The 13,809-nt window shown below is 30.1% G+C and carries 13 protein-coding genes and 1 riboswitch; of the genes, 11 read left to right on the plus strand and 2 right to left on the minus strand.

The genetic code is table 11. The features are described from left to right. Positions 1-25 precede the first annotated feature (25 nt). Positions 26-1,279, plus strand: coding sequence for an ABC transporter substrate-binding protein (locus LL038_RS22695; protein WP_216120989.1), 1,254 nt, complete (start codon positions 26-28; stop codon positions 1,277-1,279). Between the two features lie 128 nt (positions 1,280-1,407). On the opposite strand, the gene LL038_RS22700 is transcribed toward LL038_RS22695, so the two are convergent. Together LL038_RS22700 and LL038_RS22705 are read right to left on the minus strand one after the other, a co-directional pair. After that, on the minus strand, positions 1,408-2,826 hold the full coding sequence (locus tag LL038_RS22700; protein WP_253200382.1) for an IS1182 family transposase: 1,419 nt from the start codon (positions 2,824-2,826) through the stop codon (positions 1,408-1,410). Between the two features lie 177 nt (positions 2,827-3,003). Next, positions 3,004-3,414 carry a Fur family transcriptional regulator gene (locus LL038_RS22705; protein ID WP_216122562.1) on the minus strand — a complete coding sequence of 137 codons (411 nt, stop codon included), beginning with the start codon at positions 3,412-3,414 and terminating at the stop codon, positions 3,004-3,006. Between the two features lie 176 nt (positions 3,415-3,590). Here LL038_RS22705 and LL038_RS22710 point away from each other — a divergent pair, with 176 nt between their 5' ends. The 10 genes from LL038_RS22710 (at position 3,591) to LL038_RS22755 (ending at position 13,800) form a co-directional block, all read left to right on the plus strand. Next, positions 3,591-4,985 (plus strand): PhoH family protein, encoded by a 1,395-nt coding sequence (locus tag LL038_RS22710; protein ID WP_216122564.1) that lies wholly within the window; start codon positions 3,591-3,593, stop codon positions 4,983-4,985. Positions 4,986-5,241: 256 nt separating this feature from the next. Beyond that, entirely contained in the window at positions 5,242-6,255 is a 1,014-nt protein-coding gene (locus LL038_RS22715) for a phosphodiester glycosidase family protein (protein ID WP_216122566.1), read from the plus strand. 34 nt (positions 6,256-6,289) lie between these two features. Then, a complete protein-coding gene (locus tag LL038_RS22720) occupies positions 6,290-7,318 on the plus strand; it encodes a hypothetical protein (protein WP_216122568.1) in 1,029 nt (342 codons plus the stop codon). A 151-nt stretch (positions 7,319-7,469) separates the two neighbouring features. Continuing rightward, a complete protein-coding gene (locus LL038_RS22725; protein ID WP_216122798.1) occupies positions 7,470-8,090 on the plus strand; it encodes a site-2 protease family protein in 621 nt (206 codons plus the stop codon). 67 nt (positions 8,091-8,157) lie between these two features. Then, the gene (gene trmB / locus LL038_RS22730; protein WP_216122570.1) at positions 8,158-8,820 is read left to right on the plus strand and encodes a tRNA (guanosine(46)-N7)-methyltransferase TrmB; all 663 of its coding nucleotides are present in this window, start codon (positions 8,158-8,160) and stop codon (positions 8,818-8,820) included. Between the two features lie 162 nt (positions 8,821-8,982). Then, positions 8,983-9,166, plus strand: a riboswitch (cobalamin riboswitch). A 171-nt stretch (positions 9,167-9,337) separates the two neighbouring features. After that, positions 9,338-10,078 carry an energy-coupling factor ABC transporter permease gene (locus tag LL038_RS22735; protein ID WP_216122572.1) on the plus strand — a complete coding sequence of 247 codons (741 nt, stop codon included), beginning with the start codon at positions 9,338-9,340 and terminating at the stop codon, positions 10,076-10,078. A gap of 5 nt (positions 10,079-10,083) precedes the next feature. Next, positions 10,084-10,437, plus strand: coding sequence for an energy-coupling factor ABC transporter substrate-binding protein (locus LL038_RS22740; RefSeq protein ID WP_216122574.1), 354 nt, complete (start codon positions 10,084-10,086; stop codon positions 10,435-10,437). Further along, a complete protein-coding gene (cbiQ, locus tag LL038_RS22745) occupies positions 10,434-11,213 on the plus strand; it encodes a cobalt ECF transporter T component CbiQ (protein WP_216122576.1) in 780 nt (259 codons plus the stop codon). The genes LL038_RS22740 and cbiQ overlap by 4 nt, the downstream gene beginning before the upstream one ends. 50 nt (positions 11,214-11,263) lie before the next feature. Further along, positions 11,264-12,118: an energy-coupling factor ABC transporter ATP-binding protein gene (locus LL038_RS22750; RefSeq protein ID WP_216122578.1), complete on the plus strand. Its 855-nt coding sequence runs from the start codon at positions 11,264-11,266 to the stop codon at positions 12,116-12,118. 173 nt (positions 12,119-12,291) lie between these two features. Further along, complete coding sequence (locus LL038_RS22755; protein WP_216122580.1) at positions 12,292-13,800, plus strand: cobyric acid synthase; 1,509 nt, start codon at positions 12,292-12,294, stop codon at positions 13,798-13,800. Positions 13,801-13,809: the final 9 nt, after the last annotated feature.

Consider the following 13,809-nt stretch of genomic DNA (forward strand, 5'->3'; position numbering starts at 1 on the left):
TTTAATAATATAATGAGGTGAACTTATGAGAAAATCAAATAAATTTTTAAAAAACATATGTATAGGTCTTTTAATTCTAATTACGGTGTTTAGTTTGTCATCTTGCAAATGGGGCAGTGATAAAAAGAGTGAGGATCAAAAAAAATTAAATATATTTCTAGATACAACAGATGAACATTCTTATAAAGTAAATAAGTTTTTAATTGATGATTACAAAAAAAACAATCCAGATGTTGTAATAAAATTAAATGATATAATAGGTGATAAAAGCAATATTATGGATACAATTAATTTGGGTACAGAAATAGATGTGATGTTCACGAGTAGAAATGACTTTATTGAACTTAGTAAAAAGGGAGTTCTAAGTGATATGGATGGAACATATGAGGACAACAATATTAATAGTAGATATTTTAATATTATGGGCTCTTATGGAAGAATAGGTGATAAATATTATGGAATAGGGGTTGTACCATATTCTATTGAATTATTGTATAATAAAACAAATTTGGAAAAGCTAAAATTAGCTAATCCTAATAATTTAAAAGAGTGGTTAAATGTGTTAAAGCAAATTAATGGTAAGGGATTGAAGACACCTGTCGTATTAAACGAAGATATAGATGCGAGGGGTATTTTGTTTTCATTAATAGCTAGCACAGGCATAAATATTCATGAGGTTGAGGAAAGTTATGATAGTGGTGAGTTAGGTTATAAGAAACTTAAAAATATGCAAGGAGTGTTTGATGAATTTAACTTGCTTACTAAAAATAATGGAATTACAAAAGATTCTTTTGAATTAGGTAATGAGCAAAGTGTTATTAATTTTAATAATGGCGATTCACCCCTACTCATGTGTACTTCATATTATAATCCTAAACTTAATGGAAATAATATAGGTGTAATTAAAGACTATGACAATAATTCAAAGTTTGGGGCAAATATGCCTATTATAATTAACTCTATATTAAGTATCCCAGTAAATGCAAAAAATAGGGATAGTGCCGATGCTTTTATTCAATATGTATATAGTGATGAAGCTCAAGCAAGACTTGTGCAAAAGGGAATTATAACTGGAAATAAAGTTGCAAATAACAAAATATTAGGTATTGGTAAATCAATGGTTCAACATATGTATAAGGCTAATGACAATAGCATACCTATATTATATAATTTACCTAAAAAGATAAAAACCAATGTACTTTTGACCTTGAAGAAAATTATAGATGGAAAGTATAGTTCTAAAGAATGGGAAGAGATATTAAATGAAAGTTATAAATGATATTAATATACAAAAAATATGTTTCAGAGGTACATTATTAAATAAAAAGAAGTATGAATTTTAATTCATACTTCAGGTTGTTTACAAACCCAGTATAATTTTTTATTGTACTGGGTTTTTATATGCAATTATGCGATAGCATTTTGATTTATAGATAAATTAGTAACATGCAACAGGTTTTTAGTTATAAAATAAAAAAACATGGAAGATAGTAGGCTAGCTATCTTTTTCATATTTTGCACTGCTGCTGTAAGCAGACACTGCTCTTGCACATTTTCTAATCCGCGCATATGGCAATAGCGAAGCCCATGCAGTTGTTTAGAATCTGCGAAGCTTCGCTCTATAGTTTCTTTCCTTCTTCTATATATATTTCTACCCTTATCCGTTTTGGTAAACTTTACAACATCTTCTTTATACATTTCCCAAACATGTCTTCTAACAGTTTTAACCTTACTTTTATCAGAAAAACATTGAGTTCTATTTGGGCATTCTTTGCAATCTTTTGCATTCCCAACATACTCTTTATATCCATCTCTAGTTGTCGTTTTATAATGCAAAGCCCTTAAGTCAGGGCAAACATATATGTCCTTCTCTTTAACATATTGAAATTTATTTTTAGTGTACATTCCTTTTGTATGTGGAGACCTTCTATATCCCATTACAGATTTTAATTCTCTCTCAAATAGTTCTTTACATATAAGATTTGTAGCATAACCAGCATCGGCACCAACATATTTTGTATTAAAATTAAATTTTTTTATTTGCACATCCAATCTATCGATATAAGGATCAACATCATTTATATTTCCAGGAGTAACATAAACATCAGTAATTATATTGTGTTTACTGTCCACAGTTCTGTGATCTAAATAGGAGAAGCCTTCCGGCTTGCCATCTCTCATCATATATCCGCTGTCGGGGTCAGTTGTGCTAACTTTAATTTCTTTTATTATGGTAACAGGTTCTTTCACTTTCAAAGGTCTTTTACCGTGATTTATTCTATCTTCCTCTACAGCTTTATTAAGATCAGCTACATATTCTTTAGGTGTTTTTTCAACTTCAATTTTCACAAGCTTTCGCTTATTAGCATTTGCTTTTAGGTGTGTAGAATCTGTGTAAAGTATTTTACCAGTTACCATCTTAAGATTTATAGCCTTAAATACGACTTCGTCAAATATTTTTTGGAACACGTCAGTTCCTTTAAATCGTCTACGTCTATTTTGGCTAATTGTTGAATGATCTGGAATAACATCAGTAAGGCTTAGTCCTAAAAACCATCTATAAGCTACATTTACTTCAATTTCCTTTACAAGTTGTCGCTCAGATTTTATTCCAAATAGGTATCCAATAAACAGCATTTTGAAGAGTAAAATAGGATCTACGCCAGGTCTTCCATTATCTAAACAATAATATTTTTGAGTCAATTCTCTTATGAAAGAGAAATCCATGTATTTATCTATATTTCTGAGAATATGGTCTTTAGGAACTAAATCCTCTAAATATACCATTTCTAATTTTTGTTGTGTGAAGTTCTTTTCATTAATCATAACTAAACCCTCCGAATTATAAAGTTTGTATACTATATATATTCGACATTGATGTTGTAAAATCCTTTTTGAATATGAAAAAAAACACTCCAATTTTAAATTAGAGTGTTTTACATTTTATGTTTGTCAACAGTCTGAAGTATGAATTTTAATTCATACTTCTTTTTATTTAATAATTTATTTCTTGCAATCTTCACATAAACCATAAAAATAAAGTTTAGTAGCTAATACCTCGTAATTAGTATATTGTTTTACATCTTCGAGTACATTTGAAAAACTTATACCTTCTATGTCATCAACTTTACCACAATTTACGCATTGTATGTGAGGGTGAGGTAGCATATTACAATCATATCTAAAATTACCTTCACCAACATTAAGTTCTATAATCAGTTCAACGCTTATAAGAGTTTTTAATGCTTTATAAACTGTAGCCAAACTCATAGTAGGATATGTTGGTTGTAGAGCTTTGTAAATTATTTCAGCTGAAGGATGTTCTTTTGTAGATTGTAAAAATTTGTAGACAGCAATGCGTTGAGGTGTAAGCTTTAATTTTTTTTCTTTAAAAACTGTTGTAATGTTCTCCATATACACCATCCTATAATATTATTATATAATATAGAACTTATTATATAATAAAAGCTATTACTTGTCAAAATTATTATATAAAAAATTAATAAAAAGTAAAATTTTATTTTGTTTTTTATTCATTTATAGAATTAATTACATATATTAGTAATAGAGAGAGAGGGGGAACTAATACTTTGAAAAAAACATATGTACTAGATACCAATGTTATTTTATATTCACCAAGTGCGATATTGTCCTTTGGCGATAATGATGTAATAATACCCGAAGTAGTATTAGAAGAACTAGATAGTTTTAAGAAAGATAAAAGTGATTTAGGAGCTAATGCTAGATATTCAGCAAGGCTTATTGACGAACTCAGAAAACATGGGAAATTAAATGAGGGCATTGATTTAGAAAGTGGAGGAATATTAAGGGTTGAAATGAATCAATATGATACCGAAATTCCGGCTTCTTGGAGTAAAGAAAAAGCTGATAATAGAATATTACAAGTATGTAAAGGTATTAAGGAGCAAGGTGAAGATGTTTGGCTCATAACCAAAGATATATTTCTACGTATAAAGGCGGATGCTGCGGATATTAATGTAGAAGACTATTATGAAAAATTTGTGCCAGAGTATGACAATCAGTATACAGGGAGGATAGAGGTATTTGTGTCTCCAGAAAAGCTTGCAGAGTTTTTTAGTAAAAAAAGTATAGAGGCTACTGTATTGCTTGAATATAATGAGGAGTTAGAAGAGTATACTACTCCATTTTTATACACAAATCAATTTTTAATAATGCATTCAACGGAAAATCCAAAACAAACTGCATTAGCAAGGTATGATGGAAGAAATGTAGTGCCGCTTTATTATAAAGACAGTAAACCTTTAGGGGTTATACCAAGAAATGTTGGACAGAGATTTATGTTAGAAGCTTTAAGCATTGATTCAGTAAATGCACCGCTTGTAATTATTAAAGGGCCAGCCGGAACTGCTAAAACACTATTTTCATTAGCAGTAGGGCTTCAAAAGATATTACAAGAAAGTGGTGAACACCACTTTGGTAGTGAAGAGTACAGAAGAATTTTAATTTGCAGGCCCAATGTTACTATGGATGAAGAAATAGGTTTTTTACCTGGTACAGAGCAAGAAAAAATTTCACCATTTATGAGGCCAATATTCGATAATTTAGAAATACTTGTGGAATCTGATGAAAAAGAGCGTTATAAAAACGAAAAACAATTATCAGATAAGATAAAAGACTTATTCGATAGGAGAATTATAACTACTGAGGCGGTTGCTTACCTTAGAGGAAGGTCAATAGTGAAAAATTGGGTAATAATAGATGAGGCTCAAAACTTATCACCAAAACAAGTAAAAGCAATAATAACTAGGGCTGGAGAGGGAACCAAATTGATTCTTATAGGTGATCCAGAACAAATAGATCATCCTTTTCTAGATAAAAGATCAAATGGGTTATGTTATGCATCCGAAAAAATGAAGGGCAGTGATTTATGTTATCAGGTAACTTTAAAATATGATGAATGCGAGAGGTCCCCTCTAGCATTTGAAGGATCAAAAAAATTATAATAAGTGTATTTATAAAAGAGAGTATAAAATTTATACTTTCTTTTGTATAGAAGAGAGTATAAATTTTTATATTTTCTTTTGTGTAGAAGAGAGTATAAAAATTTATACTCTTTTTATACTCTCTTTTGTATTTAATTATCATATATTAGTTTAATTTACAAAAATAACATAAAAATGTTGTATTAAATTATATGATTATACTGTACAATATAAAAGTACATAATAAAAGTACATAATAAAGAAAAGGATGGGAAGTATGAGAAAAATAAAAAAACGTAAAAAAACCAAAAAACGTACAAGTACACTTGTTTTGTTATTTGTAATATTCGAATTGATTTTCACAACAATTACTGGCCCATTTATGCTTTATTATGGTCCCTTTAAAAATGTGAAGAGTACAGTGGTAGGTGCTGCAATGACTACTTATTCATTACAATGGCTTGCAACAACTTTTTTGTCTAAAGAAGCAATAGCAAAAATTATGAGTGATCAAACAGTGGATACATTAGTTCAAAATAATTTGGATGGTGTAAAGGTAGAAAATAAAAATGATAATAGTATAGAAAGATATGATGTAAAAGGAAATAAATTTAAAGGTTACATATTAATAATTAATGATCCAACTAGGTTAAAAGTTGGGAGTAGTAGTATGATTGGTAAGGAAGGGCAACTAACTAGTGATATTGCAAAGGATAACAATGCAATTGCGGCAATCAATGGTGGTGGATTTAACGATGGAGATAGTGGATCGAAAAACACAGGAATAGGAACAGGAGCAAATCCAACTGGAATTATAATGGGCCGGGGAAAAATTGTTAGTAATGATATAACAGATGTAGATAAAAAAACAGAAGTTGTAGCAATGACTAGTTCAGGAAAATTATTAGTTGGTCCTCATAGTCTTTCTGAGATGAAAAAAGAGGGAGTAACTGATGCAGTATCTTTTGGACCAGCACTTATAGTTGGTGGTGAAAAAACTATAAAAAGTGGTGATGGTGGTTGGGGTATTGCACCTAGAACATGTGTAGCTCAAAGAAAAGATGGAGCGATAATATTTTTAGTGATTGATGGTAGGCAGTTAGGAAGTGTAGGCGCTACTTTAAAGGAAGCACAAGATGTATTATATGATTATGGAGCTGTTAACGCTACTAACTTAGATGGGGGTTCTTCTTCTACATTATTTTATGATGACGAAGTTATAAATAGTCCATCAGATAGTTTGGGAGAAAGGTCAGTACCTTCTATTATGTATATAGAGAGTAGAAAATAAGTATAGGATATTTTGAAGTTAAAGGAGAAAAAATATGAGTTGGACGAAAAGAATAAGCATATGGATAGTAGTATCTTTATCTTTGCAATGTTTAGGTCTCTTTTACATTGATCATTATTTTTTAGCTACTGATTCAAAGGCAGTTTCCAAAAAAGTTGTCGAAGATGTAAGTACAAAAGCCAAAGATGTTGATATTACTATACCAACAAATGCAGAAAATATATTAGTATCTTATGATGCCAAATATATATCTTATTACGATGATAAAAAATTGGTGATTGTTAATTGTTTGACTGGTAAAACTAAAAACATAAAGTCAGAAGATGGGTGTAACGTTTCTTTTGCTTCATGGATTCCAGGTAGAAATAGAATGGTTTTCGTAGAAAAAGAAAGTGATGATGAATCTAGTGATTTAATATTATATTCTTATGATGTAGTAAAAGGTGAAAAAGTAAAAACAAAAAAATTAGAGTGGAGTGGTACTAACCCTAAAGTAGAAGATATTCAAACAGCGCCATTAACAGGCGTTACTTACGTGAAGGTATCAAACAATGCTAATAAAAGTAGCATTTATAGAATCGATAGAGATAGAACAATGTCAAAAGTCGATACAATACCTAAGCTCGTGGGTAATATCACATTGATTCGCCATGAAGATAAATTAGTCTACGAAGGCTCGGTGTATAATAAAATATATGTTACTAGTAAAAGTAATGCTATAAGTGTGGGTGATGTTGATAAACTTACCTTAATTGGATCTGATAATGATGATAATATATATCTTGCAGAAATGAAAGATAATTTAATAAGTAAAGTTTATTATGGTAAAATATCACAAGATACTAGTACATGGAAAACTATTAATTTACAAATACCTTGTGCTAAAGAAAATTTACTTCTATCAACTAGTGGTAAAATATATCAAAATGATCCGTTAAAAGGGATCATAAAAGATATAAATTCTGGAACTCAAACTAGCTATAAAGGCAAATTTGTCCAATTGTATAATAAGGGAGTAGTATCTCTTGTAGATGACAAAATATCTTTTGTACTTTTCAAGTAATAAGTGGATCCAGACTATGCCTTCGGCATAGTCTTTTGTTTACTAAGAAATTTGAAATTAAAAGTTTATACTAGATATTCAGTGATTTTATAAAAAATGAATGTGAGGGGGAGTAAGTTTGGATACACAGCAAATATTGTATAAAATTTTAATGATACCAGCAATTTTAATAGCATTTACATTCCATGAGTATGCACATGCTATTGTAGCGGATAGGTTAGGGGATAAAACTCCTAGATTTCAAGGGAGACTTACACTGAATCCAATTGCGCATATAGATCCAATAGGATTTATTCTGATTATATTAACGGGATTTGGATGGGCGAAACCCGTTGAAACAAATCCTAGTTCTTATAAAAATTATTATAGGGATGATTTGAAAATTTCATTTGCTGGTCCATTTGCAAATTTGATTATAGGGTTTATATTTGCAATTTTAACGGTACTATTTTGGAAATTCTCACCTGTTCAGGGTACGGTATTTACCATTATTATAGAAATATTAAAGATTACGGTATCTATAAATTGTATGTTATTTTTTCTTAATTTAGTTCCAGTGCCAGGATTCGATGGATACCATATAATTAGGGATTTGTTTCCAAAGTTTTTTTACAATATGTCAGATACTTTTACTAGATATCAATTTTTGATATTTATGGTGTTAATATTACCTATATTACCTGGTAGTCAATCAGTTTTCACTTATATTGTGCAAGTGCCAGCTAATTGGGTATATAATATTTTTATGAACATCGCTACAATGCTTCAATAAGAAGTCATGACTTAATAAAAAAATAAAGTTAAAAATTGTTATTATTACAAATGTAAGGAGAATATATATGCGCTTAAGAAAAAAATATTGGGCTAGGCCGGAACTAGAGGCCAGCCATATTGTAAGAACAGATCAATATGATCATAAAGGAAATTGGAGTGAAGAATTTAAAAATGAAAATGAAATACATCTGGAGCTTGGATGTGGTAAGGGTAGTTTTATTGCAGAAAAATCTAAGCAAAATTCTAACATTAATTTTGTAGGCATAGATTTAAAAGATGAGGTACTAGTGTTTGCACTTAGAAAAGTGATAGAAGTACGTGCGCTTAAGACAGAGCAAAATATAAATGTACGTCTTATGCCTTTAAACATTATGTTTATTGATGATGTATTTGCAAAAGATGAGATAAGTAGAATTTATATAAATTTCTGTAACCCTTGGCCAAAAGAACGACATAATAAAAGAAGATTAACTCATACTAAATTCTTAACAAATTACAAGAAATTTTTAAAAGTTGGATCTGAAGTTTGGTTCAAAACAGATGATACAGACTTGTTTGAAGACTCTATAGAATATTTTAAACAATGTGGTTTTGAAATATTATTTTTAACATATGATCTTCATAAAAGTGGTTTTGAAGAAAATGTTATTACGGAATATGAAGCTAAATTTTCAAGTATAGGTAAGAAAGCTATGTTTTTAAGGGCAAGATTAATTAAAGAAAATTAGTAAGTTTAATAAATCATATAAAAGATAAATAAAGTTATTAACAAAGTTGTCCACATTAGTTCCATAAAATTATGGATTAATGTGGACAATTTACGTAGTTGATTTCTTGTATTAATAATGCTATTATTGTATTGTAAGTAATCATACTAAATTATTATTAAAATTGAATAATAAAATATAGGTTTAATTAAAATTGATTAATTAAAAGGGAATCAGGTTAAAATCCTGAACTATCTCGTAGCTGTAATAGATGAATTTAAGTACAATATGTCACTCGGAAACGGGGAAGGCGTACTTAAATAATGATTCTTGAGTCAGAATATCTGCCTATGTTTTGCACCATAAACTCTACGAGTGATAGGGAGGGCTTTGTAATAGAAATTTGTTTACTGATTTATATGGTTAAACATAATTTTAAATCGTTTCCTTTTAACGCTCCAGTTAAAGGGCTTTTTTTATTTTAAAATAAAATCACAAGAAAAAATAAATCAAATAGAATAATATGGGGGGTGTTTTTATGTTAAAGAAATACCAAGTTACACTCGGAGTTTTAATGATGTTGCTATTTATACCGAGGAACGTATTCGCAATGCACATAATGGAAGGATTTTTACCGCCGAAATGGTGTATAACTTGGGGTGCAATATGCATACCATTTATTGTTGTTGGTTACTTTTCTATAAAGGAAAAAATAAGAATAGATCCAAGACTTAAGATGTTAATTGCAATGGTAGGAGCATTTGCATTTGTTCTATCAGCACTTAAAATACCATCAGTTACAGGAAGTTGTTCGCATCCAACAGGGGTTGGCCTTGGTGCAATTTTATTTGGACCTACAGTAATGAGTGTACTCGGATTAATAGTTTTGATTTTTCAAGCCTTACTTCTTGCACATGGAGGACTCACAACTCTTGGCGCTAATACTTTTTCTATGGCTGTAGTTGGACCAATAGTATCTTACGGCGTATACAAACTTTTAAAGAAATTAAATGTTTCAATGTCAATATCTATATTTTCTGCCGCAATGTTTGGTGATTTAATGACCTATGTTACAACTTCTTTTCAACTTGCAGTTGCATTTCCAGATAAAATAGGAGGGTTTGTGGCATCGCTTATAAAATTTATGAGTATATTTGCAGTAACACAACTTCCACTTGCAATAAGTGAGGGGATATTAACAGTTATAGTATTTAATCTTTTAACTAAATATAATAAGGAAGAACTTAAAGAATTAAACGTTATATCAGAGGAGGATTAGTGAAGATGAGTATCGATAAAAAAAGTAAGAATAATAGTATGCTTAAAAAAAATTTGATACTTGCTGTACTTGTTGTTGCTATTGCTGTTATTCCTCTATTATTTCTAAAACATGCGGCTTTTACTGGTTCAGATGATTTGGCGAAAAATGAGATAACAAAAATTGATGCAAATTATAAACCTTGGTTCTCTTCAATCTGGACACCGCCAAGCGCTGAAATAGAAAGTCTTTTATTTTCACTACAGGCGGCTATCGGATCAGGCGTTGTATGTTTTTTCTTTGGGTATGCAAAAGGAAAAGCAAAAGCAAGGGCAGAAATAGAAGTGAAAGGGGAAACAAATGAAGGTGAGAAAAATTGATTTCTATAGACAAGTTAGCATATATTTCGAAACTTAAAAATGTTAATCCTATGGAAAAATTTATTTTTTCAATGGCTACAATAATTGTATGTATATCACTTAATAACATAGCTGACTCTATAATAATATTATTACTTATGAGTTTTATAACGGTTTTTAAGGGAAAATTACCATTAAAAAATTATATTGAATTAATGTCCATACCATTAGTTTTTTTGATAATGGGTGTTATAACAATAGCAATAAATGTAGCAACAAGTAGTAAAGGATTAATATTTAGTTTTAGTATTTTTAATGTTACATTAGGATGTACTTATGATAGCCTAATAACTGCAGCAAGATTATTTTTTAAGTCACTAGCAGCAGTTTCTTGTTTATATTTTTTAACATTAACAACGCCAGTTTTTGAAGTTTTATCAGTGCTTAGAAAACTTAAAGTACCTAAATTATTTGTTGAACTAATGGGTCTTATATATAGATTTATTTTTGTATTATTAGATACTGCTAATATGATTTATATATCTCAGAGTTCAAGGCTTGGGTATTCAACATTTAGAAGAGGGTTCAATTCATTAGGGAATTTAGTTACTTCATTGTTTTTAAGTGCGTACAAAAGGTCACAAGATATTTATATGGCTATGGAGTCAAGATGTTATGATGGAGATATAAATTTATTGGAAAATCATTATGTGACTTCATACAAAAATATATCCCTAATTATATTAGTAGAAGTGTTTTTAATAATTGTAAGTTTTAGTAAAAATATTATGTTTTAGTAAAGATATTTCAAGGTTGTAAAATTTAAGACCCCCAGGGAGATGATATAATGAGTCAATATATATTGGAGACAAAAAATTTAAGTTATAAGTATCAAGATGGAACTAAAGCATTAAACAATATAAATATAAAAATAGAAAAAGGTAAAAAGGTATCATTTGTTGGGGTTAATGGTTCAGGTAAATCAACTGTTTTCTTGAACTTTAATGGTATTTTAAAACCAACTAAAGGTAATGTAATTTATAAAGGAAATGAAGTAAAGTATAATCAAAAGTCATTATTAGAATTAAGAAAAAACATAGGCATAGTGTTTCAGGATCCTGAGAATCAATTATTTTCTGCAAGTGTATATCAAGAAGTTTCATTTGGTGCTATGAACTTAAAGCTAAATGAGACAGAAGTAAGGCGTAGGGTGGATGCTGCACTTATGGATGTGGGTATGTATGATTATAAAGATAAGGCAGTGCATTTTTTAAGTTATGGACAGAAAAAAAGAGTGGCAATTGCAGATATACTTGTTATGAACCCAGAAATAATAGTATTCGATGAGCCTACTTCAAGTCTTGACCCTAAGCATTCAAAACAAATTGTGAAAATATTTGATGATTTAAATCAGAAAGGAATAACTGTTATATTATCAACTCATGATGTGGAGCTTGCTTATTCTTGGTCAGATTATATTATAGTGCTTAAAGATGGCGAAATAGCTAGGGAAGGCACACCTTATGAAATTTTTTCGGATGATAAACTAATTCATGAGTGTTACCTTGAAAAACCATTTATTCTTGAAGTTTTTGAGCAGCTTCGAAGTAGTGGGAAAATTGATTCAGATGCAGCTGTACCTAGAAATAAAAAAGAGCTTTTTGATATAATAAATTCCAAGGATAAGATTAATAATGATTAATCATATACATTAAAGACATTAATTTATAAAAAAAATTGCTAAATGCGACTGTTAAAATGTGATATAATATTTTCAAGTGGTGTAAGTCCACAGCAGGTGTGATAGCTTGCTGTTTTTTTTTAATAGAGCAAAATACAAGGCAAAGACAAACACGGGGGAAGGGAGAAAAAGTAATGGCTAAAATAATGGTTCAAGGAACTGCTTCATCTGTAGGAAAAAGCATATTAGTTACAGCGTTATGTAGAATTTTAAAACAAGACGGGTTTTCAGTATGTCCTTTCAAGTCACAAAACATGTCATTAAACTCTTATATCACATTGGATGGAAAAGAAATGGGACGTGCACAGGTGCTTCAAGCATATGCAGCAGGGCTTGAGCCAGAAGTATTTATGAACCCAATACTTCTAAAACCTACCTCAGATAAAAAGTGTCAAATTATAGTTAATGGAAAGGTTTATGGGAATAGTACAGCAATGGAGTATCATAATATGAAACTAAAATTCAAGGACATGTTAAAAAAACAGTTTGAAGAATTAGAAAAGAAGTTTGATATTATAGTAATGGAGGGAGCAGGTAGCCCTGCAGAAATCAACTTAAGAGAAAGAGACATAGTGAATATGGGAATGGCAGAACTTATAGATGCCCCCGTAATACTTGCTGGAGATATAGATAAAGGTGGTGTATTTGCATCACTTGCAGGAACTATGCTTTTACTAAAGGAAGATGAGAAAAAAAGGGTTAAAGCTACTATTATAAATAAATTTAGAGGGGATTTAGAAATATTAAAGCCAGGACTTACAATGCTTGAGGATATTATACATATTCCTTGTGCAGGGGTGGTTCCGTACTTTAGATTGGACCTTGAAGATGAGGATGGCGCAGTAGAATTTAATAAGAAAATTACTGCACCTATTGACATAGCAGTAATAAAACTTCCGCATATATCAAATTTTACAGATTTAGATGCATTAAAGGCAGAGGAAGATGTATCAGTTAGATTTATAACAACTAAAGAGGAATTAGGAAACCCAGACTTACTTATAATCCCTGGAACCAAAAATACTATCGATGATTTAATTACTTTAAGAGATTCAGGACTTATGGATGCTGTTAAGAAGTACAGTGGCAAAGGGACGATATTGGGCATTTGTGGTGGGTACCAAATGCTAGGTAATAGTTTAAGTGATCCACATGGTGTGGAGGGAAGTTTTGATAAAGTAGAAGGAATGAAGCTTTTAGACATAGACACATTATTTGAAGATGAAAAAATAACTACAAGAGTAAAGGCCCGTAGTCTTAACATGAAAACTAGTAATGTTAAGACTTATGGTTATGAAATACACATGGGTAAATGTAGTTATGGGGAAAAGGCAAAACCTCTATTTGAAATATATGATAGAAACGGTGACAATACTTCCATGCAAGGTAACCATAATTCATCCTTTGATGGAGCAATTAATGAAGATGGAAATGTTATGGGTACGTATATTCATGGGGTATTTGATGGAACGGAATTTAGAGAGTTTATTATTAATGCATTAAGAATAAAAAAATCTATAAAACCTAAAAAATCTAAGACTTATGAGAGTCTAAGAGAAAAAGAAATAGACAAGCTAGCAGATATAGTAAGAGAGAACATAGATATGAATATGATTTATAAGATCATAGGAATAAAAAAGTAGGGACGGTTA

The sequence above is a fragment of the Clostridium estertheticum genome, from assembly GCF_026650985.1.
Taxonomy (GTDB): Bacteria; Bacillota; Clostridia; order Clostridiales; family Clostridiaceae; genus Clostridium_AD; species Clostridium_AD estertheticum_C.